General features: G+C 46.3%; 20 protein-coding genes. 9 read left to right on the top strand and 11 right to left on the bottom strand.

The window, feature by feature from the left end; all coding sequences use genetic code 11:
• Window positions 1-3 precede the first annotated feature (3 nt).
• Window positions 4-213: a hypothetical protein gene (locus MYF79_RS02650; RefSeq protein ID WP_247812434.1), complete on the top strand. Its 210-nt coding sequence runs from the start codon at window positions 4-6 to the stop codon at window positions 211-213.
• A gap of 105 nt (window positions 214-318) precedes the next feature.
• Here the strand turns inward: MYF79_RS02650 and MYF79_RS02645 are convergent, their stop codons facing one another.
• The gene (locus MYF79_RS02645) at window positions 319-579 is read right to left on the bottom strand and encodes a DUF2024 family protein (protein ID WP_247812433.1); all 261 of its coding nucleotides are present in this window, start codon (window positions 577-579) and stop codon (window positions 319-321) included.
• 310 nt (window positions 580-889) lie between these two features.
• Here MYF79_RS02645 and MYF79_RS02640 point away from each other — a divergent pair, with 310 nt between their 5' ends.
• The gene (locus MYF79_RS02640; RefSeq protein ID WP_247812432.1) at window positions 890-2,164 is read left to right on the top strand and encodes a chloride channel protein; all 1,275 of its coding nucleotides are present in this window, start codon (window positions 890-892) and stop codon (window positions 2,162-2,164) included.
• Between the two features lie 11 nt (window positions 2,165-2,175).
• Here MYF79_RS02640 and MYF79_RS02635 read toward each other — a convergent pair whose 3' ends face one another.
• Together MYF79_RS02635 and meaB are read right to left on the bottom strand one after the other, a co-directional pair.
• Complete coding sequence (locus MYF79_RS02635; protein ID WP_199654101.1) at window positions 2,176-2,496, bottom strand: DMT family transporter; 321 nt, start codon at window positions 2,494-2,496, stop codon at window positions 2,176-2,178.
• A 381-nt stretch (window positions 2,497-2,877) separates the two neighbouring features.
• Window positions 2,878-3,777, bottom strand: coding sequence for a methylmalonyl Co-A mutase-associated GTPase MeaB (gene meaB, locus MYF79_RS02630; RefSeq protein ID WP_247812431.1), 900 nt, complete (start codon window positions 3,775-3,777; stop codon window positions 2,878-2,880).
• A gap of 60 nt (window positions 3,778-3,837) precedes the next feature.
• On the opposite strand from meaB, the gene MYF79_RS02625 reads away from it, so the two are divergent.
• Window positions 3,838-4,710 carry a glycosyltransferase family 2 protein gene (locus MYF79_RS02625; protein WP_247812430.1) on the top strand — a complete coding sequence of 291 codons (873 nt, stop codon included), beginning with the start codon at window positions 3,838-3,840 and terminating at the stop codon, window positions 4,708-4,710.
• A gap of 62 nt (window positions 4,711-4,772) precedes the next feature.
• Here the strand turns inward: MYF79_RS02625 and MYF79_RS02620 are convergent, their stop codons facing one another.
• Window positions 4,773-5,816, bottom strand: coding sequence for a glycosyltransferase family 4 protein (locus tag MYF79_RS02620; RefSeq protein WP_247812429.1), 1,044 nt, complete (start codon window positions 5,814-5,816; stop codon window positions 4,773-4,775).
• Between the two features lie 18 nt (window positions 5,817-5,834).
• Window positions 5,835-6,887 carry a glycosyltransferase family 4 protein gene (locus tag MYF79_RS02615; RefSeq protein ID WP_247812428.1) on the bottom strand — a complete coding sequence of 351 codons (1,053 nt, stop codon included), beginning with the start codon at window positions 6,885-6,887 and terminating at the stop codon, window positions 5,835-5,837.
• A 127-nt stretch (window positions 6,888-7,014) separates the two neighbouring features.
• Between MYF79_RS02615 and MYF79_RS02610 the strand changes: the two genes are divergently transcribed.
• The 3 genes from MYF79_RS02610 (at window position 7,015) to MYF79_RS02600 (ending at window position 8,997) form a co-directional block, all read left to right on the top strand.
• Window positions 7,015-7,650, top strand: coding sequence for an LON peptidase substrate-binding domain-containing protein (locus MYF79_RS02610; RefSeq protein WP_247812427.1), 636 nt, complete (start codon window positions 7,015-7,017; stop codon window positions 7,648-7,650).
• 89 nt (window positions 7,651-7,739) lie between these two features.
• Window positions 7,740-8,294, top strand: a complete 555-nt coding sequence (gene lptC, locus MYF79_RS02605) for an LPS export ABC transporter periplasmic protein LptC (RefSeq protein ID WP_247812426.1) — start codon at window positions 7,740-7,742, stop codon at window positions 8,292-8,294.
• 364 nt (window positions 8,295-8,658) lie between these two features.
• Window positions 8,659-8,997, top strand: a complete 339-nt coding sequence (locus MYF79_RS02600; RefSeq protein ID WP_247812425.1) for a tRNA-binding protein — start codon at window positions 8,659-8,661, stop codon at window positions 8,995-8,997.
• Window positions 8,998-10,362: 1,365 nt separating this feature from the next.
• Here MYF79_RS02600 and MYF79_RS02595 read toward each other — a convergent pair.
• The 3 genes from MYF79_RS02595 to lysS form a co-directional block, all read right to left on the bottom strand.
• Complete coding sequence (locus MYF79_RS02595) at window positions 10,363-12,495, bottom strand: S9 family peptidase (protein WP_247812424.1); 2,133 nt, start codon at window positions 12,493-12,495, stop codon at window positions 10,363-10,365.
• Window positions 12,496-12,593: 98 nt separating this feature from the next.
• Window positions 12,594-12,944: a hypothetical protein gene (locus MYF79_RS02590; protein ID WP_247812423.1), complete on the bottom strand. Its 351-nt coding sequence runs from the start codon at window positions 12,942-12,944 to the stop codon at window positions 12,594-12,596.
• A 706-nt stretch (window positions 12,945-13,650) separates the two neighbouring features.
• Window positions 13,651-15,165, bottom strand: a complete 1,515-nt coding sequence (lysS, locus tag MYF79_RS02585) for a lysine--tRNA ligase (RefSeq protein ID WP_247812422.1) — start codon at window positions 15,163-15,165, stop codon at window positions 13,651-13,653.
• Between the two features lie 136 nt (window positions 15,166-15,301).
• Between lysS and MYF79_RS02580 the strand changes: the two genes are divergently transcribed.
• Entirely contained in the window at window positions 15,302-16,135 is an 834-nt protein-coding gene (locus tag MYF79_RS02580) for a universal stress protein (protein WP_247812421.1), read from the top strand.
• Window positions 16,136-16,253: 118 nt separating this feature from the next.
• The gene (locus MYF79_RS02575) at window positions 16,254-16,988 is read left to right on the top strand and encodes a DUF4197 domain-containing protein (protein ID WP_247812420.1); all 735 of its coding nucleotides are present in this window, start codon (window positions 16,254-16,256) and stop codon (window positions 16,986-16,988) included.
• 82 nt (window positions 16,989-17,070) lie between these two features.
• Here MYF79_RS02575 and MYF79_RS02570 read toward each other — a convergent pair whose 3' ends face one another.
• Both MYF79_RS02570 and MYF79_RS02565 read right to left on the bottom strand, forming a co-directional pair.
• Window positions 17,071-17,955 carry a flavin reductase family protein gene (locus MYF79_RS02570; RefSeq protein WP_247812419.1) on the bottom strand — a complete coding sequence of 295 codons (885 nt, stop codon included), beginning with the start codon at window positions 17,953-17,955 and terminating at the stop codon, window positions 17,071-17,073.
• Between the two features lie 10 nt (window positions 17,956-17,965).
• Window positions 17,966-18,973: a fumarylacetoacetate hydrolase family protein gene (locus tag MYF79_RS02565; protein ID WP_247812418.1), complete on the bottom strand. Its 1,008-nt coding sequence runs from the start codon at window positions 18,971-18,973 to the stop codon at window positions 17,966-17,968.
• A gap of 609 nt (window positions 18,974-19,582) precedes the next feature.
• On the opposite strand from MYF79_RS02565, the gene MYF79_RS02560 reads away from it, so the two are divergent.
• Complete coding sequence (locus MYF79_RS02560) at window positions 19,583-20,248, top strand: sterol desaturase family protein (protein WP_199654087.1); 666 nt, start codon at window positions 19,583-19,585, stop codon at window positions 20,246-20,248.
• Between the two features lie 6 nt (window positions 20,249-20,254).
• On the opposite strand, the gene MYF79_RS02555 is transcribed toward MYF79_RS02560, so the two are convergent.
• Window positions 20,255-20,581 (bottom strand): hypothetical protein, encoded by a 327-nt coding sequence (locus MYF79_RS02555; protein ID WP_247812417.1) that lies wholly within the window; start codon window positions 20,579-20,581, stop codon window positions 20,255-20,257.
• Window positions 20,582-20,595 lie beyond the last annotated feature (14 nt).

Below are 20,595 nucleotides of genomic sequence, written 5' to 3'. Positions count from 1 at the left end.
TGTATGAAAAAGATTGTTCAGTTATTGGTGATAATGTTGTGTTTCGGTGTACAGGCCATGGCGCAGTGCTCGCTTTGTACGAAAACAGCACAGCAGCTGGGAGAAGGGCCCGCAAAAGGCCTGAATAATGGTATCCTGATGCTGGCTGCTACACCACTGGTGATCATCGGTATAATGGTGTTCAGACACTGGAGAAGTAACCGTGAGGAATAACGCATCATTTTAGATTCCGATAAAGATATCAAAATAAGAAGGAGGTCTGGTTTTATGCCAGACCTCCTTTCATGTTCTTATTGGGATACGGTTTGAGACTGTTTGTTATCTGCAGCCTTCCATCTCATAAATGTGGTAGCCCTGTTGCCGGATGTTCTGTTCCCAGATAGGAATCATTTCCTGTACATGGCAGAACCGGCAGTCCCTGGAAGAAACAGATTGCTTTTCAATTGATTTAGACTTGAGATATGCATTGCCAAATGTGAGCACATTCTCATAATTGGTATCGGCGGATACGATGATGTCGAAGTGCATATAACCGCCCTCGCGACGTTTTACGTAGGTGTCAAAGATAGCAACCTCCATAGTAGTGCATTCAGTTTAAGGTCATAGAATATAGTGAATCAAGTAATGGATCAGGTAGGATACAAAAGTAGCAACGGTAAAAAACTGGGGAAATATTTAACATCTTATTTACCAGTGCTAAAACGGATAAGCGGTTGCCGGAAGAATAATACTAATCTTTTTTATACCACTTATTAATAAATTAATTTTAAAAATAAACTATTGATCCTCTGCTTCCATACATTAACTTCCAATTAACATAGTTGTGCAATAATTATACAGCAGTTGTTCCTCAGGGGGAATATGTAAATTGAGCGTTTAAACCGACGGCATGAAAGGCATTTTCCAATTATTTATCAGAGGAGGCATCCCGGTAACGGCTCCTGCAAATATGGAAGCAACAATCACTGCGAACCATATCTCTGGAAGAATTGCGGCCATATTGCTTGGTTTGTCAGTGATAGTAGCAACAGCGGCTGCTATGATCACGAAAGGGCTTATCATGGCAATGCAGGCGCTGCAGACTTATTGTGGATTGCCCGGTATGACCCGCGATCTGGATGAGCATGACCCGATGGTACTGCTGGTACCTGTAATTGCTCTCCTCGTCATATCTGTTTTCCTGCGTTACGCAGGTGACAAAACAAGGCAATTATTCAAACCTGTACAGAGTATCCTTTCCGTTAATGCAGGTATTCCACTGGGATTGGAAGGTGCTGTGGCAGACCTGCCTCTTGGGGTGGCAGGTCAGGTTCGGAAAGGCCGTGCCCGGGAGAAACAGATATTGGCCGCGGCTGCTATGTCAGGTGGTATAGCTTTTCTTTTTGGCAGCCCATTGGCGGCCATCGCCCTCATTATAGAATTATTGATAGTGGAATTGAGCTGGATAGGCATTACGACCGTTGTACTGGGTGGGGGCACAGGAATGCTCCTGCATTACTGGCTGACAGGCAGCGATCCGGTGTTTATGATGCCCGAAGTCGCGAAGGCAGGTGTGCCTGCATTACTGGGATATACTGCTACCGGCTTACTGGTTGGATTGGTGGCCGCACTGGCGAAAAAGATGATCAACGGAATGGCTAACCTGTTTCAGAAATTGCCATTTGATAAATTGTGGTGGCCTGTGGCAGGCGCCTTTATCACCGGTCTGCTGGGGTATTTCGCTCCGGAGGTCCTTGGGGCGGGTTATGAGCATATCGACAGTTTGTTGCTGGGGCAGGTAACTCTTCAGTTCCTGGTGGTGATGGCAGCAGGAAAATTAGTGCTGATGAGCATTGCTGTGGGAAGTGGTATTCCCGGAGGAACGATTGCGCCATTATTGGTATCCGGAGGCGCATTGGGCCTGTTTGTTACCTTCCTGCTGCAATTCATGTTCCCCGCCGTACATCTGAATTTTGCACTGGCAGCTTTAGTGGGAATGACGGCAATGTTTGCCGGAGGAAACAGGGTCTTGCCTGCCGCTGTCTTTTTCGCCATAGAAACTACCCATATCATGAATGCACTGTTGCCGGTTATCTGTGGATGTACTGCTGCCTACCTGGTAGTATTCCTGCTGGCAAAAAAGAAGGTAGCACAGCCGGCTGTGCTACCCGAAAAAATCTCCTGAGGCTTGCTGTATTAGTCCGCAAATACCTTCAAACCTATAATTGATGCTATCAGCATAAACAGGAAAAACAAGCGCCAGAAGGCTGCTGGCTCTTTAAAGAGCAGAATCCCTGCAATAGCGGTGCCGGCAGCGCCAATGCCCGTCCAGACAGCATAGGATGTGCCGATAGGTAGCCCGCTGGTAATGGCCTTGTTCAGGAATAAAAAGCTGAGAGAGATGCAGGCAAAGAAGCCAACAGATGGCCAGAGCCGTGTAAAGTTCTCGGAATATTTTAGAGAGATGGTAAAGCCGATTTCAAATAAACCACCGATAATCAGGAATATCCAGGCCATGATGAATGAGTTTTAAATGATTTAAAATTGCATGTATCCCGTTTGGATGATTGCCTCCCGGAGATCGCTTCTTTGTACTACGATTCATTCCACCGCATAATAGCAATGAAATAATCATTCCGTCTATAATGCTTTATCAGCAACCTTGCAATCCGGAATATGCGTTTACGTTTTATTATGGTAATGGTGTTGTTGTGAGATGTCTGCTGTCATGTTCATCGGGCAGCCGCAGGTGTAGTGCCGCTGAATGATGTTACAGCATGCTCCTGCCTTTTATCCAGGATTCGTCATTTCCCGCTGCATAGTGGAATACAGCATAAGCGATGGAGATTTGATATGTAGGATATCTTAACACACTGCAAAGATACGTAATCTTAAAGGCTAGTAAGTATTCACAAACCGGTATAGGTTGAATACACCGGTAGTCATCTGTTGCAATATCTGCTGCTGCAGCGCACGGCGGTTAACATCTTTCATTCGCCTGTGTTGTAATAACTGGTAGGCTTTTTCTGCCAGTAGTAAGGCATGATGCTGACGGTTACTTTGTACCTGTTGCTGGTGGCCGGTAATCGCATTTACCAGTGAAGCCAATCCTTCTTCTCTTGTTGCGATAGTTTTAAGTACAGGGATCTCCCAGTCTTCTTTATGCCGGCTGTGGGCCAGCAACCTGAGATTTTTCACAAATTCGTCTGCATTATCCCTGTCCGCTTTATTCACCACGAAGATGTCAGCTATTTCCATAAGCCCTGCCTTCATAGTTTGTATCTCATCTCCAGCTTCAGGCACTACTACTACCACCGTTGTGTCGGCAATGCCGGCAATTTCCACTTCACTCTGCCCTACGCCCACCGTCTCAATAAAGAGATAGTCGAACCCGGCAGCCTTTACCAGGTCGCTTACCTCGATGATCTTCGGGCTGAGGCCTCCCAATGCGCCTCTGCTGGCCATGGAACGGATGAATACCTGCTGGTTGTTAAAATGTTGCCCCATGCGGATGCGGTCGCCCAGTAAAGCGCCGTAGTTGAAAGGTGAAGAGGGATCAACGGCAATGATCGCGATCCTTTTGTCCTGGCCCAGGAGGAATGTAATCAGCGCATTCACGAGTGTGCTTTTCCCTGCCCCCGGAGGGCCGGTAATTCCTATTACCCGGGTATTACTGCTTGCCGGAAGTGCTTCCAGCAACTGTTGATAGCCGGTAACCTCGTTTTCAACAAGTGAAATACTTCTTGCAAGGGCCTTGAGGTCTTTGTTCAGTAAGGAAGATAAGAGGGGCTGATGCATGCATCTAAATTACGTAATTCATTATTGATTATATATCTTCGCAACCATTATATCTCTCATATGAAAGTATCGGGGTTCACTTTTGTTCGAAATGCGGTAAAGTATGATTATCCGGTGATCGCAGCAATCAGCTCCATTCTGCCTTTGTGCGATGAAGTGATTGTCAGCGTGGGTAATTGTGATGATGGTACCCTGGAACTGATCCAATCCATCGGCTCTCCTAAAATTAAGATCACCCACTCGGTATGGGACGATTCGTTAAAGGAAGGAGGTCGCATCCTTGCCGTAGAGACAGACAAAGCATTTGCACATGTCAGCCCTGATGCTGACTGGGCGTTCTATATACAGGCAGATGAGGTAGTGCATGAACAGGATTATCCTGCTATTCGTGCGGCCATGCAGGAATACCTGGGTGACAAGCGTGTAGAAGGATTGTTGTTTAAGTATGTACACTTCTTTGGCAGCTATGACTATATCGGCGATTCACGTACCTGGTATCAGCATGAGATCAGAGTGATCCGCAACGATAAGCGTATCTCCTCTTACCGCGATGCGCAAGGGTTTAGAAAGGAAGGAGAGAAATTGCATGTAAAGCGTGTAAATGCAAGTATGTATCATTACGGATGGGTGAAAGACCCGGAAATACAGGCAAAAAAACTGAACAACTCGTTTCACTTATACCATGGTGCTAATGAAGAACAGGTCAGCAGCCGCGTGCCTATAGCACAATTTGACTATGGTGAAGTAGACTCGCTGGCGCCTTTCAAAGGCACACATCCTGAAGTGATGAAAGAGCGGATCAGAAAGAAGAACTGGCAGTTCACACATGATATCAGCCGGAAGAAATTCTCTTTTAAAGATCGTATCCTGTATTGGATAGAAAAGAAGACGGGTAAACGTTTATTCGATTACAGGAATTATAAGATTATCTAAACCAGGAATCAGTAAAGGGGCTAATCATGTTTCCCTTTTACTGATTCCCGGCCGATGTATTTTTAATACAGGCTTCTGTATAATTTCATATACTCTCTTGCGTTAGTGTCCCAACTGAATTTCTGAGCATGTTGCTGTATGGCGCCAGCGGGGTTGTTTGATGCATAATGCGTCAATCCCTGCTCTAATACCTGTTGCATATGTTCATTGTCGAACTGCTTAAAATAATATGCGGCATCTCCGCCTATTTCTGGTAAGCTGGTTTTGTCTGAGAGGAAAACAGGCTTGCCGAAATGCATCGCTTCTACAACAGGCGCGCCAAATCCTTCTGCTACAGAGGGGAACATAAAGGCTTTACAATTTTTATAGTACCAGTATTTCTCCTCATCGCTGATGCTACCGAGCAACTTAACACGGGAGCTTACACCATATTTTGCAGCCTCCTCTTCTATCTTCCTGAAGTAATCTCCCTGTGTCTTTCCTGCTATCAGTAATTCGTAATCATTATGCTCCAGCAGCCTGGGCAATACATGAAAATTCTTTTTCGGCAGTATCATACCGATGGAGAACAAGAATGGAACAGCGGGCCTGTATTGCGGTGCATCAAAGCCTGTGAATTCTTTTATTTCAGAACCCTGGTAGATGATGCTGCATTTACTTTTAGGCACCTTGATATATTCCTGTATAGTATTCAGCGTGAATTGAGAGATGGCTACGATACGATCTGTTTCATCTGCCTGGCGTTGTATAGCTTGCAGTGACCTGCTTTTCTCTGCTTTACTTTTGTTAGGTTCAAAAAGAAAGTTAAGGTCATGGATAGTAAGAATGGTCTTCTTTGCCTGCTTACGCGGCCACACATTACCTGTCTGATGTACTGCATGCCAGATATCCATTTCGGACGGGTTGAAAGCGTATCGGTGATACCATTTGTAAGGCATCTTTTTAAAATCGCCTTTAAACTCATTGAAACCGGCAGGCAGATAATAGCACAGTTGTTCGTCGTCTGCCTTCAGTTGCAGCAGGCGCTGGCCAAGCTGTATACAGAAGGTGTACAGACCATTATGCGGATATTTTAATTTCTCGAAGTCTAAACCGATACGATGCATATATAAAAGTAGGATAAGTTAGTACAGACTACGATAAACCTGTAAGTAATTTTTTACTGCATGATCAAAAGTCATGGAGTCCGCCCTTTCCTTCATAGCGGTAACAGGATTTGTGTCATTGAAATGCTGCATTCCGTCTTTAAACACCTGCTGCATATATGGCGCTGCAAAGTCGTGAAAATAATAACACAGGGGACCTCCTACTTCTGGCAGGCTGGTCTTATCGGAGAGAAAGCAGGGTTTGCCTTCACTCATAGCATCTACAACAGGCAGGCCGAAGCCTTCCGCAAGCGATGGAAATGCAAATGCTGTGCAATGGTGGTAATACCAGTATCTATCCTGGCTCGGGATGCTTCCCAGCACCTTCACCCGGTCAGCTACGCCGTATTGCTGTGCAGCGGCTATTATCTTCTCTTTATAAGTTTCGTCAAAAACGGGACCTGCGATGATCAGTTCATAGTCGTTATCCTGTAGCAAGGGCGGGAGCACATGAAAGTTCTTTTTAGCATCTATACTACCGATCGTAAAAATAAAAGGACGTTGAGGCCGGTATACAGGACTATCAAAATCAGGAAAGGCCTCCAGCGTGCCGCCGTTATATATTACACTGGCAGGTTTGTTGTGCAGATCAAGGTGTTGTTTTACATCTTCAAGTACAAACCGGGAGATGGTGACAATATGATCTGCACGGTCTATATTCCGTTGAATCTTCTTCAATACGGCATCTCTTTTGACGGGAGAGATCGTTTGTTGGTGAATAACGTTGAGATCGTGTATGGTCAGTACATGCCTGGTATTTTTATTGGAAGGGCGAAAATGTGAAGACTGAAAAGAGGTATGCCAGATATTCAACTGTGGGAAAGAAGGCATCAGCCAGCGATGTAGTTTCCTGTTGATAATATACTGTTCCTGCTGACCAAAAAATCCTTTGCGGTTGGCCGGTACATAAAACACGACATTTTCATCTTCAGCTTTGTTACGAAGCAGCGCTTTACCAAACTGTTTGCAATATTCAAAGAGCCCGGTATTGGCATATTTCATCTTCTCGCAATCAAACAATATTTGCCGCATGGATAACATTTAGATTTGAAGCTGAGCCCCTTACCGTCCTGCCGGGTTGCTGTCAGCCTATCGGGCAAATATAGAGAACATCCTTATATATTTCATTGGTAACGACTAATTCTATAATTTAGGCTATATGACGAATTTTATTCCAATATTTCCCCTTGGCGTTGTAGTTTACCCGGACGAGCAGCTGAACCTGCATATCTTTGAGCCAAGATATAAACAGCTGATCAGGGATTGTATTGCTGAAAATAAACCCTTTGGTATTCCCGCAGTGATCGATAAAAAGATGGTGGAGTATGGTACACTGGTGGAGATCGTAAGGCTAGAGAAGACATATGATAACGGAGAGATGGATGTGGTAACACGTGGCATTAAGGTATTCAGAATCCTCGAAGTGATCAGAAGTATTCCTGATAAAATGTTCACAGGAGCCATTGTTTCCTACCCTGAGAATCATTTTAACAGTAATGGCCGGCTACATGCGCAGGTTTTGCAGGCCTTGCGGGAACTGCATCACATTCTGCAGATCAATAAGACATTTAAGAAGGCTGACGAAGAGCTGATTGCCTATGATATTGCGCATCATGCGGGTTTGTCGCTGCACGAGGAATATGAGGTGCTTCACCTCTTCCAGGAACTTCAGCGCCTGGAATACCTGAAACGTCATCTCCTGAAAGTCATCCCTTTAATGGCCGAGATGGAACGGTTGAAAGACAGGGTGAAACTGAACGGGCATTTTCGGAACCTGACTGCCGGCGATGTCTGAGGGTTCCCCGTCTTTCCGGTTCTGGTTTGCCGGGGATTATCTACATTTGGGGCCGAAAAATGCCTGTTAGGCCTCTATCAATCATTAATATGAACAGAGTTATAGCGCGTATAGCGTTTGTTTTTTCTCTTCTGGCGATGGTTTCCTGTGAGAACGATATGAATGCCATCATGAATCTCGATAAGAGCACGACAGCTGTTGAAGAGGGAAAAGATATAGAATCCATGTATAGCCAGACGGGACGTGTAAAAGCGAAACTGACGGCGCCGGTGATGCTCAGGCACCTGAAACCTCCTGTGTATGTTGAGTTTAGTAAGGGACTTAAGGTGCTGTTCTACAACGACAGCCTCGACGTGGAAAGTACCCTCACTGCCAGGTATGGGAAATATTTTGAAAATGACGCCAACATCTTCCTGAGAGATCATGTGGTGGTGATCAATAAAAAGGGAGAAAGACTGGATTGCCAGGAGTTGAACTGGGATTCAAAACTGCAGAAGTTCCTGTCTAACAAGCCGGTACGTATCAGTACGGCTACAGACACGCTTTATGGTACCGGGTTGGAGTCTAACCAGGATTTCAGTGACTATACTATTCTGCATCCAAGTGGTCCGTTCACTATACAGGACAGCACTATGACGCAGTAACAATATCCGGTTTATCCGGCTACAACGAGAACGGCCCGACATCGCATGTGCAATGTCGGGCCGTTTCGCTTTAACCTATTTTTAACCTAAAATTTTGTCTCTATAAAAACGCAAGAACCATGCCATTAAGTATGTTCAGATAGCAGCTTTTTTCTTTATATAAGCGTTAAAGATTATTTGACTCCCGACCTTTATTGCAGACATATTGCGGCTTTAAAACAGCAGAATTTGTTAAATATTGGTTTAATGATAGTTATCAGGGAAATGTATTACAAAGGTTACTGGAGAAGTATGGGTTAAAAAATTATCGTATTAGTTTGATTACTACTATTTTTTTATTATTTTCAGTTTATAGACGATGAATATGGACACAATCACCTGGGCGGATTTTGAGAAAGTAGAGATCAGGGTAGGTACAATCACTGAAGCGGCCGATTTTCCACGGGCAAAGAATCCTGCATATCAGCTGACCATTGATTTCGGACCTGATTTAGGCATCAGACGATCTTCCGCACAGATTACGAAGTTATACCAGCGGGATGAGCTGATAGGTAAGCAAGTGGTGGCGGTAGTGAATTTCCCGGTTAAGCAGATCGCGAACTTCTTTTCAGAGTGCTTGGTATTGGGAGTTGTTGGAACGGACAAGGAGATTGTTCTGCTTCAGCCTGATAGAACGGTGGCTAACGGGCTCAAAATTGGCTAAAAAGATAACTTGTTGATAGCATATTCACTATTGAATAAATAATTTATACAATTGATTATTAATTTAATATGATAATATTTAGTATATGATTGCTGACCTATCCAAACATGCTGTTTTACGAACTATTTTATAACGTTCACGGAAATAGGGCATAAACACATGGAACCCTGCTATATCTTTGGCTCAGGTTTTTCATAGGATATGGTTAAAATTATTACAAGGGCGGTATTCTTACCGCCCTTCTATTTTAGTATCAGGTCAATGGTTTAGCCCCCTTTTCCTTTAGGTTGTTCAATCCTTCAATTCGCTGCTCATAAAAATTACCTGAAAATGGGGATTTTTTTCCCTACTTATCCTTATACGTTCACCTTCGGTTTCGATACGTTCCCCAAGTAAAATATAGCATTCACTAGAATAGCCTTTGAGGGTATGCAAAATACGCGCACCTTTGGTACAGGTTTTTCAATAAAGATATGGTTAAAATTTTTCGGGGCTGTAGTCTTGCAGCCCCGTTTCTTTTTCCAGAAGTTTCCGTCTCTTACGCCAGATCCTCCACCAGTAGCGGTTTATCCCATCTTACTTACTTTACATTCAAAATATTGCCGGGCTCATGACATCCCCTTTTGCTTTCGCGTTTACCCGGGAAATTGATACGTTCACCCGAGATAACGACTTATTTCACGTATACTATCTGATACGATAAACCGGGAAATCCATACGTTCACGGATGTAATGTTCTCATTGGCTTTCTTGCCTGGCTTTTGTGCTTCGGGCATTGGCTAATGGTTGCCTGGACGACTGAAATGTTCAGCCTGTATGCCTGGCGTCCATCTTACAGGGGCTACGGTTGTTTGTTTGGTTGCTTATCGGAAAGGTTCGCAGGTGGGACCCCTGGCTGAGTTCTTTGAAGCATCCTTACTATTTGGCTGGTATAGGGCGTATTGAGCAATAATTTGCTTATTAAACCCCTTTGAGGTCGCATCAGCATGCTTCAAATAACTAGGCCAGGGATCTCCACCTGCAAACTTTCCTGGCTGCTGGTGGTGGTTTATTGTGTGTCCGCGTTTTATGGCATCCATTTGAATGCTGTGGGTTATTGGCTGATGGTTGCTTGGTGTACTTGTGGAACGTCCTTTTGGAAGCAACAGAACAGATCGCCGGCTATATTTAGTAGGAACGCCGAATAGCGGAGGGCTCTGCCTGAAGCCGGAGCGAAAGCAAACAAGACAAAACGCGGTCTAAAGAGCAAATTAATCTGATAATAAATGCCCAACTATCGGGCTTTGTTACAGCTAAGCACAAGCCTGCAGATAAGAAAAAGCCGGTCAGCAGAAAGCTAACCGGCCTGAAATATCAAAAGAAAGATTACAGCTCAAATTCCTTCGGAAAAGGACGCTCCAGCAAATAGGAATAAATGAAACGATACATTTCATTGTCGCTATGCCTGTTCTTGATGCTGTTCCGCCAGCCATGCCTTTCCCCCGGATACACCATGAACTCAAAATGCTTCCCGAGATTCTCCAGCTTATCTACCAGCTGAATACTGTTCTGCATATGCACATTATCGTCCATAGTGCCATGTACGATACGGATAAGGCCTTTATAGCGGTCGGCATATGTAATTGGAGAAGTAATACGGTAGCCTTCAGGATTCTCCTGGGGCGTATCCATATAGCGCTCGGTATAATGGCTGTCATATAATTGCCAGTCAGTCACGGCGAAGTTAGCCATACCATGCGTGAAGACATCTGCACCGTAGGTCAGCGCCATGCAGGTCATGTAGCCACCGAAGCTACCTCCCGTTATGCAGACCTTGGTAGTATCTGTCCAGGACTGTGCCCTTAACCATTTAGCGGCATCCATATAGTCCTCAATTTCATGTTTCCCCAGTTGGCGGTGAATGTAGTTCATCCCCATTTTACCTAACTGACCGGAACTGCGGTTATCGATCGCCACCTGGATGACGCCCTGCTCTGCCCACCATTGGGTACTGAGTGGCATTTTCCAGTTGTCGTATACAGTACCCGCATCAGGGCCGCCATAAATGCTGATCAGGACAGGGTATTTTTTACCTGGCTGCATGTGTAATGGCATGGTAATGGTCATTGGCAGTTCAAGGCCGTCGCGGGTCTTATAGTATTGCAGTTTGGTCTGGGCGAGATTGTATTCACCGAATTGGGCGCCCTTGGCATCGCCCAGTTCACGCAGCACTTTGCCTTTATTGTTCAGCAGTGCCATCCTTGGCGGAGTGGCCAGGTTGGAATAAGTGGTAACGAAATAGCTGCCTTTAGGGCTCACATCTACGGCATGGAAATAATCGCCGAAGGAAAGACGTGTGATGGCAGCTGTTTTCAGGTTCACCTGGTACAGGTCTGTACGTGGGGATGCCTCTTTGCGTGCAGTGAAGTAGATGATGCCTTGTTTATTATCAATGGCGGAGATGTCTTTTACCGTCCAGTTGCCGGAAGTGAGCTGTTTGTTCAGACTACCATCCATGTTGTGCCAGTAAAGATGTGCCCAGCCACTTTTATCACTTTTCAGGATAAAACCTTTGCCGCCTGTCAGAAAGGGAATGTTGTCGTACCAGTCAATCCAGGTAGATTGCTTTTCACTATAGATCTCTTTCTTTTGGCCGTTATCGGGATTGATCTCATAGATTTTCAGGTTGTCCTGTTCGCGGTTCATCCATTGTACCCATAGGCGTCCTTCCGGAGTAAAGAAAGGTGCGCCAAAGTACTGGTCATCTTTCTCATTGAAGTCGGCCCATAAGGTCTTGCCACCTGTCACGGGTACGGTACCGATCTTCACGGCAGGGTTGGTATCGCCGGCTTTAGGATAGCGGGTGTTTTCCAGGTAGCCATGTTGTCCTTTTTCGCTGTAGATAGGGAATACCGGCACTTTGGAGTCATCAAAATGCATGTAGGCCAGGTAACGGCTGTCAGGGCTCCACCAGAAAGCGCGATACCTGGAGGCGCGGCCAAGGATCTCTTCGTAATAGACCCAGGACGCCCAGCCATTGTATACCACATCAGAGCCGTCTGTGGTATAGCGGATCTCCTTTTTGGTAGCGATCTCAATGCTATAGAGGTCATTGGCGCGGGTAAAAGCAACATATTTTCCATCCGGAGAAAGTGTGGGATTCCTTTCCTGGGCTGTATCGCTGGTGAGTTGTGTTTCGGTGCCCTCAGGGGAAGTGTAGATGATGTCATGGTCACGCACCTGTACGGTGGCTCCTTCGGGAGGGGTAGCATAAGGTTCCGCCTTGCCGGTAGCTGCATCTACTTTCCATGCTTTGGAGGCGCCGCCTGCGGTGCGGTATTCGATGTAATGTGAGTCATCAGCCCATCCTCTGATGGCGGGTAGTGGTTGATAAAGGCCGGTTGCCTCTCCTTTGAAGATCTGGCGGAATGACAGGTCTTTTTTGTCCTGTGCCTGCAGCCTGAGACTAAGAATGCTCAGCGCTATTAAACAGGCTGACCCGTAACGTGTTGTATGCATGTTTTTAGCTCTTGTTGTAAAGTTTCCTTGTAAAAAGAGCTAAAATAATTAAATAAAGAAATGGTCAGCCCGAAATTACGATAGGCGGATCAAAGACCCTATTTTCCGGTATTGGCTACCATAATGGCCGCCGCCATCAGGGCCACATCTTTCAGCATCATTGTGAGTGATGGCAGGTCTTCCGTGGCATGAGGAATGTGCACAAGCACAATAACGATAAGCAGGAAAAATGCCAGCAGGTATCCCGCCAGTTTTACAGCTACGTTGATGATAAAGGAGATCGATGCGAGTATGAGTGCCAGGCCGGTAATATAGATCCAGGTCCTGCCACCCGGGATGGGAACAGCGCCAGCCATGATATTGGCGTGTACAAAATGGATGATACCAAAAAGTCCCATGACAACAGCGTAGATGATGATGGCAACCCTGGTAGGAACAATAGTTTTCATACGGTTTTGGCTTTTTAACAAATGTAGGGGCGAAATAGTTATGAATATGTAAATGCTGAATCCCGTATAAGACGAAGTGGCCCGCAAAACAATAGGCACAATTCCGAACGCATGACGTGGTCATCTACGTCAATCGGCTCCGTCAGGTGCCGTGTGTTTGTAGCCCGAGGTGCAACCCCGGGATGAATGATGCAACCCGGGGACGGGAAATAGCTGAACCCCATGGGAAACGGAATAGACCGGGAAACGATTGATATAATTCCGAACGCATGACGTAGTCATTCGCGCCAATCGGCTCCGTCAGGTGCCGTGTGTTTGTAGCCCGGTGTGCAACCCCGGGGATGAATGATACAACCCTGGGACGGGAAATAGCTGAACCCCATGGGAAACGGAATAGTCCGGGAAACAATTGATATAATTCCGAACGCATGACGTAATAATCCACGTCAATCGGCTCCGTCAGGTGCCGTGTGTTTGTAGCCCGGGGTGCAACCCCGGGATGAAATAATGCAACCCTGCCAATGAATAATGCAAACCCCGGGAATGAATAATACAACCCGTATGAATGGTGCAATCCGGACGAAATGATGTTAATCCGGGGATAAATACAAACAAAACGGGCGTATCACTACTCATGATACACCCGTTTAAATATAATAGGGAGCGGGGTAATCCGGCTCAGATCTTTCCGAAGGGAAAAGAAACACTACGCCATCTTCTCCGGTTTCATCTGCGGGAAGAACAGCACATCCTGGATGGAAGGCTGATTGGTCATGATCATGGTAAGGCGGTCAATTCCGATACCGATACCGGAAGTAGGCGGCATACCATATTCCAGGGCGCGGAGGAAATCGTAGTCGATGTACATCGCTTCATCATCCCCGCGCTCCATCAGCTGTAGCTGCTCTTCGAAGCGTGCACGCTGATCGATCGGGTCATTCAGCTCACTATAGGCGTTAGCCAGCTCCTTACCATTCACCATGAGCTCAAAACGTTCTACCAGTCCTGGTTTGCTACGGTGTTTCTTGGTAAGCGGGCTCATTTCCACCGGATAGTCGATGATGAAGGTAGGCTGTACGTAGTATGCCTCACATTTCTCACCGAAGATCTCATCTATCAGTTTGCCCTTACCCATGCTAGGTTTTACATGGATGCCCAGCTGGTTGCAGGTAGCGCGCAGCTGTTCTTCGTCCATGGCAGACACGTCGATGCCGGTATGTTCAAGGATAGCGTCGTACATGCTGATCCTGCGGAAAGGCGCTTTGAAGTTGATGGTTTTCTCGCCCACCTGTACTTCTGTGGTTCCGTGGAGGGCAATAGCGATCTTTTCCAGCAGGGTTTCTGTGGTGCGCATCATCCACTCATAGTCTTTATAAGCGGCGTACATTTCCATTACGGTGAATTCCGGATTGTGGGTACGGTCCATACCCTCATTGCGGAAGTCCTTCGCAAATTCGTATACACCTTCAAAACCACCGACGATGAGGCGTTTGAGATACAGTTCATTGGCAATACGCAGGTACAACGGGATATCCAGCGCATTGTGGTGCGTCGTGAACGGACGGGCCGCTGCACCACCGGGAATAGGCTGCAGGATCGGTGTTTCCACTTCCAGGTAGCCCATTTCGTTGTAGAAATCGCGGATGGTTTTCAGGATCAGGGTACGTTTGATGAACACATCCTTCACCTGTGGGTTCACGATCAGGTCTACATAACGTTGACGGTATTTGAACTCAGGGTCAGTCACTGCATCGAATACCTCTCCTTCCTTTTCGCGGACTACCGGTAAAGGACGGATGGATTTTGCCAGGATATCCAGTTTCGTCACATGTATAGATAATTCCCCGGTTTTGGTGATGAAGGCATAGCCTTTTACACCAATGATATCTCCCAGGTCGAGCAGTTTTTTGAAAACGGTATCGAACATTGTCTTGTCCTCACCGTTACTGATATCATCACGACGGATATACAGCTGAATCTGTGTGGTATGGTCCTGGATCTTCACGAAAGCGGCCTTACCCATGTCGCGCACTGTCATGATACGGCCGGCCAGGCATACGTCCTGGAACTGGTCTTTGGTTTCTTCCGTATACAGGGCCTTGATATTGGCAGCCGTATTATTTACGGGATATTCTTCCGCCGGATAAGGGTTGATGCCCAGTTTCTCCAGTTCCTGCAGTTTCTCCCTGCGTATGATCTCTTGCTCAGATAATGGTGTCATGTAGTACTGATTACAATAATGGAGTGCAAAAATAATCGATTTAAGGGGGAAATGAACGAAACGTGGAATTGGCACCAAATTTTCATTACACATAAGCCCCCTTTCGGCATTCACCAGCTTCTAAAACAACAAAAGGATGAAAACCATCATTGTACCTACAGATTTTTCCGCCACTGCCTATAACGCGGCGCGCTACGCGCTGGGCCTGGCGCAGCAGATGGGCACCACCCGGATCGTGCTCTATCATGCATATGAACTGATCGTACCTATTCCGGACGTTCCTACCTCTATTCCCATGGTGGATCCCAATGAGCTAAAGACCGCCAGCATGGAAGGCCTGGAACGTATGAAACAGGACCTCCTGCCAGAATTGCCGGAAGGTACGGTGCTGGACTACCGGGCGGACAATACACTACTGGCGGCCAACATCGATAGCCTGAGCAAAGAGGAAAATGCAGACCTGGTTGTTATGGGTACTACCGGCGGTAGCCAGCTGGAAGAGATCCTGATCGGTTCCAATACAATAGATGTGGTGAAGCATACCAGCTGCCCGGTACTGATCGTGCCTTCCATGGCCACTTTCAAGCCCGTCAGGAAGGTCGTTTTTGCCTGCGATTTCAAAAAGATAGGCACCCATACCCCGGTTTATCCGCTGAAACGCTTGCTGGACGTTTTTGGAGCAGAACTGCATGTACTCAATATCGATAAGGAAGGGAAAGGACTCGGTAAGGATACGCCGCAGGCCAGCCTGTTGCTGGATAGTTTACTGGAAGGATACCATCCGAAGTATCATTTTGTGGACGACAGCAATGTAGTACATGGTATTATGGAATTTGCAGACAAGGAGAAAGCAGACCTGATCTTAACGATTCCCCGAAAACATGGGCTGTTTGAAGGGATCTTTAAGCGAAGCCGTACTGCTCAGCTGGCATTCCATACACATATTCCCTTGCTGGCCATACACGAATAACCGGCCATATTGCCACTCGTCCTTACGTTAAACCTCAGGGGATCTTTTTGTTCTAACTTTAGATCTACGGATCTTAAATATTGTTACTATTTTGCATATTAAACCACAACATCAGTCTATGTACAAGAAACTATGTCTATTGTTATTATCCAGTGTAGCCTTACTGCCAGCATCCCAGGCCCAGTTGCTGAAAAAACTGGGAGATGCTGCTAATTCTGCTGTATCCAAAACAACCGGTTCCGGCAATGTTACCCAATCAGAAGCAGGTAATGCCATTAAAGAAGCCCTGTCAAAAGGCGTGGCCAACGGTATTGCTTCCCTGAACAAAAAAGATGGCTTTTTCGGTAGTGAAATATATAAGCTCTTATTGCCTCCTGATGCTGTGAAGATCGGTAATACCCTCCGTTCTGTAGGTTTGGGCAGCCAGGTGGACAAAGCGATCCTGTCCATTAACCGTGCTGCTGAATCAGCAGTTGGATATGCTGCTCCCATTTTTGTAGATGCTATCAAGGAAATGAGTATCACGGACGCACTGAAACTGGTTTCCGGCGGTAACAATGCAGCCACTGAATATTTTAAAGGCAAGACCACTGACAAGCTGAAAGCGGCATTCTCTCCTGTGGTGAAAGGCTCCCTGGACAGCACCAGTGCTACAAAGTACTATGGAGATATTGTGACTACATACAACAAACTGCCTACTACCTTCAATAAGGTAAATCCTGACCTGCAGGACTACGTAACCGGTATGGCGGTGAATGCACTGTTTGACCAGATTGCCAAGGAAGAAGCGAATATTCGTGCCAATCCTGCTGCAAGAACAACCGACCTGTTAAAGAAGGTGTTCAGCAAATAATTATTACATCATCCCAGAGGTAGATAGTAGAAAACGCCTCGTGTATTGCGACACGAGGCGTTTTTTATTTTATGCGTATTCTTTATATGGTTCCTGCCAGTAATACCTGCCATGCATCCTGTACCCGTCCCTGCTCCAGCAGGCGTTGTGCATGCCGGTGCAGTTCTTTCTCCATCTCGTCGGGCGTAATGCTGTAATACTGGATGATATTCTTCAGGTGATCGTCGTCAAAAGCCGGATCTACAGTGGGCTGTTGCTGCACATTAGCCAGCTGGCCCAGGTTATTGCCCGTCAGGATGTTGCTTTGCCGGATGGCTGGTGGCAGGGCGTCTATTCCTATGCCCAGTTCTGTCAATGGTTTGGCCACTTCGAATACGGCTGCGCCTGATGCCCTGCAGTAATAATCCCCTCCCATCCTGGCAACCAGGTCTATCTTGTGCGGGTCAATGGCCCCATTTTCATTTAGGACGGCCTCGTTGATGTGGATCAGCACGGGCTCGCAGATCACCAGGTTACCGGCGCCTCCTTCCTGTCCCTGGGGCAATATTTCCCTTACAATACACTCAAACTGCACAGGACTTTCCTTCACGCGGAAAGGTTTCACTTTTTCGGAAGGCAGCGGTGTGAAGCCGGCCTTCTCAAATTCGTTAACTCCTTTGGGATATTCGCAGCTGGAAAGGGATGCTTGCTGTACCATTGCGTAGGTGACCACGTTGATCACTACTTCCCTGGTTTCAAGCACATTTTCCAGGGTATGTTTGGTGGTATTGTCGCGTACCCTGCGGGAGGGGGAAAATATAAGTGTGGCAGGGTTACTGCCAAACAGGTTAAAAAAGCTGAAGGGAGAAAGGTTTGGGCGTCCGTCCTTATCTACCGTACTGGCAAAACAGATAGGCCTGGGAGCGATAGCGCCCTGTAGATAGTTATGCAGTTGTGCCGTTTTGATCTGCCCTGGAATGATCTGCATGTAATGGTGTTTATTTTTTTAGTCGCAGAATGGAGAAAGTAGAATCTTCTTCCACAATGGTATTTTTAAGTGTGCCCAGGCCGTCTATCGTCATTTCCACTACATCACCGGGCTTCAGCCATTGTTCCTTATAGTTTGGATCATTGAGTTTGCCGGTGCCGTTCAATTCCAGGAAACAGCCGGTTCCTACGGTGCCACTGCCTATTACATCGCCCGGAAGGATATTGGCGCCGTATGCGCAACGTTCGATGATCTCAGCGAAGGTCCAGTCCATGTCGCCCATGTTGCCTTCACTTACCTGCACTCCATTGACACGGCAGGTCATTTTCAGGTTGTAATTTTTGCCGGTATGGCCTGGCCGGGGTGGAATGAGCAGGTGTTCCAGTTCATCGGGGGTGACCAGCATAGGCCCTATTACGGTACTGAAGTCTTTTCCTTTAGCGGGACCAAGATTGAGTTTCATTTCCTCCATCTGAAGCGTACGTGCGCTCATGTCGTTCATGATCATGAAGCCGGCAATGTAATTGTCTGCTTCGGCAGCCGGTACATTACGGCCAGGTTTACAGATCACGATGGCAGCCTCCAGTTCAAAGTCCAGTTTATCGAAATGGTCCGGCATACAGTAAATGTCGCCGGGGCCCTGTATGGCATTGTGATTGGTAAAATAAAAGATGGGGTACTGATCGAATTCCGGGATCATTTCTACACGGCGGTTCCGGCGTGCAGCCGCTACGTGTTGACGGAAAGCATAACCATCACGGCAGGACGTTGGGAAGGGTACCGGGGCAAGTATGTCTACCGACTGGTACGGTACCGGGCTGGCCTTACCAACAGTTTTACCTGCTTTTAGCTGTGCTTCTGCTTCACGGGCAATGCCTATAACTTCTTCCCACATGAGGAGGAAATGCTGCATGTTGCCGGGCAATTGAGGATCCAGGTCCTGGGTGTTGTACAGTTGATCGCCTATGAGTATGGCCAGCTGGTCAACCTCGTCCCTGAGGTAAGTAACAAGTTTCATAAAGTCTTGGTTCTGGTTGTATGATCTGTAAATATAGGTAAAATGAGATCGCTGTAAGTAAATGCAATATGATATGGTGCTGCAGGAAAGCCAGTTCAATCATGCGCCCAGTCATTAAGCGGCTTGCGCAAATTTGCGCAACTTATCCTGTTATTGTTACGGCCCTACAGGCTACAGGCGCCTGTGGCTGTGCCTTCGCCTTCACAGATACTGCCGGTACTGATGGACAGATAATTTCTTTAAATTCGGCAAATAGAAGTATCATTACAGTGCAAAGGGTTCTTATAGCAAATACTACACTGATGCTGAAGTACTATTTCATGAACATATCGTAATATCAATTATTGCATCTGCATATATAAGAGGTAAGTGTAATAAATTTGATGGAAGAATTTGTCAGCCGTATTGTTTATCATCTTTTGGAATCCAATAAGTTGTTGATATAGCTGACAGTAACCCAGCCCCATATACTGAATAATTTATACTGACATATCCCCGTTGCGCATAAGATCGGCATAATATTCGCGGGAAGCTTTTCGGCTAAAGACCAGAGGTTAGGAAACGACGCATCATTCGTTTAAGCACTTATTTGCATTAAATAAAGGAGTTATGAAGTTTGATAAGATTAAGAACAAGGGACAGGCGCGATTATTTGAAAGCAGGTATTTAGAGATGCTCACCAAAACACATCCCCTTGTGATCTGGGCCATGTATGTGCCTATTATCAGTTACATGTTATACTACAGCAATACTACATTGGATTTTAGTATTGCCCGCGTAATAACGGTTTTCCTGGGAGCGATGTTTTTCTGGACCTTGTTTGAATACATTATGCACCGCTACCTGTTCCATTTCAGTAGCGACAGTCCCCGGGTGAAAAGGATCATCTACGTAATGCACGGTAACCACCATGAATACCCCCGTGATAAACAAAGATTATTTATGCCCCCTGTGCCCAGCCTGATCCTGGCTTCCATTATTTTCGGCACACAGTATCTTTTCCTGAGAGAGTACACTTTCATGTTTTTCCCTGGCTTCATACTGGGCTACCTGATCTATGGCAGTATGCACTATGCTATCCATGCCTGGAACCCACCGGCTAAATTCCTGAAACCATTATGGCGTAACCATCATCTGCATCATTATAAAGGTGATGAGAAGGGATTTGGAGTAAGTTCCAGCATATGGGATCATATTTTCGGGACAAGCTTTGACCTTGAAAAGGAGAAAGAAGACAAGGAGAAAGTAAGGGAACTGATGTTCAACAAACAATAGTCCCGTTCACCACTTTTCTTCACCATCATCCGGTGGTGGCTGGCTATAAGTTTTACGGGCAAGGATCTTTTCCTGTTGTCTTTCTATCAGCAATGCGGCTATCTTTCTATATACCCCGGGAGTAAGGTCTGACTCCAGTATCCTGCGGATCTTCAACTCGGAAACATCCACTTTATACAGGAGTAGTACAAATTGTTGAAAGTCTGTGCTGATCAGCAACTCCAGTTTTTCAGCCAGCAATGCCTCTAGTTGATCATAAGTAATGCCCGGAGCAGTTTGCAGGGCGGCATCTGCTGATAGCTGTAAGGTAGTTTCCGGAAGTAATTGTATCATACACGACGATGAAT

This window comes from Chitinophaga filiformis (assembly GCF_023100805.1).
Classification (GTDB): Bacteria; Bacteroidota; Bacteroidia; order Chitinophagales; family Chitinophagaceae; genus Chitinophaga; species Chitinophaga filiformis_B.
This window is presented reverse-complemented; position numbering and strand designations above follow the sequence as displayed.

Coding starts and splice junctions, on each gene's coding strand:
- MYF79_RS02650 (WP_247812434.1), top strand. CDS start 4: ATGAAAAAGATTGTTCAGTTATTGGTGATAATGTTGTGTTTCGGTGTA.
- MYF79_RS02645 (WP_247812433.1), bottom strand. CDS start 579: ATGGAGGTTGCTATCTTTGACACCTACGTAAAACGTCGCGAGGGCGGT.
- MYF79_RS02640 (WP_247812432.1), top strand. CDS start 890: ATGAAAGGCATTTTCCAATTATTTATCAGAGGAGGCATCCCGGTAACG.
- MYF79_RS02635 (WP_199654101.1), bottom strand. CDS start 2,496: ATGGCCTGGATATTCCTGATTATCGGTGGTTTATTTGAAATCGGCTTT.
- meaB (WP_247812431.1), bottom strand. CDS start 3,777: ATGCATCAGCCCCTCTTATCTTCCTTACTGAACAAAGACCTCAAGGCC.
- MYF79_RS02625 (WP_247812430.1), top strand. CDS start 3,838: ATGAAAGTATCGGGGTTCACTTTTGTTCGAAATGCGGTAAAGTATGAT.
- MYF79_RS02620 (WP_247812429.1), bottom strand. CDS start 5,816: ATGCATCGTATCGGTTTAGACTTCGAGAAATTAAAATATCCGCATAAT.
- MYF79_RS02615 (WP_247812428.1), bottom strand. CDS start 6,887: ATGCGGCAAATATTGTTTGATTGCGAGAAGATGAAATATGCCAATACC.
- MYF79_RS02610 (WP_247812427.1), top strand. CDS start 7,015: ATGACGAATTTTATTCCAATATTTCCCCTTGGCGTTGTAGTTTACCCG.
- lptC (WP_247812426.1), top strand. CDS start 7,740: ATGAACAGAGTTATAGCGCGTATAGCGTTTGTTTTTTCTCTTCTGGCG.
- MYF79_RS02600 (WP_247812425.1), top strand. CDS start 8,659: ATGGACACAATCACCTGGGCGGATTTTGAGAAAGTAGAGATCAGGGTA.
- MYF79_RS02595 (WP_247812424.1), bottom strand. CDS start 12,495: ATGCATACAACACGTTACGGGTCAGCCTGTTTAATAGCGCTGAGCATT.
- MYF79_RS02590 (WP_247812423.1), bottom strand. CDS start 12,944: ATGAAAACTATTGTTCCTACCAGGGTTGCCATCATCATCTACGCTGTT.
- lysS (WP_247812422.1), bottom strand. CDS start 15,165: ATGACACCATTATCTGAGCAAGAGATCATACGCAGGGAGAAACTGCAG.
- MYF79_RS02580 (WP_247812421.1), top strand. CDS start 15,302: ATGAAAACCATCATTGTACCTACAGATTTTTCCGCCACTGCCTATAAC.
- MYF79_RS02575 (WP_247812420.1), top strand. CDS start 16,254: ATGTACAAGAAACTATGTCTATTGTTATTATCCAGTGTAGCCTTACTG.
- MYF79_RS02570 (WP_247812419.1), bottom strand. CDS start 17,955: ATGCAGATCATTCCAGGGCAGATCAAAACGGCACAACTGCATAACTAT.
- MYF79_RS02565 (WP_247812418.1), bottom strand. CDS start 18,973: ATGAAACTTGTTACTTACCTCAGGGACGAGGTTGACCAGCTGGCCATA.
- MYF79_RS02560 (WP_199654087.1), top strand. CDS start 19,583: ATGAAGTTTGATAAGATTAAGAACAAGGGACAGGCGCGATTATTTGAA.
- MYF79_RS02555 (WP_247812417.1), bottom strand. CDS start 20,581: ATGATACAATTACTTCCGGAAACTACCTTACAGCTATCAGCAGATGCC.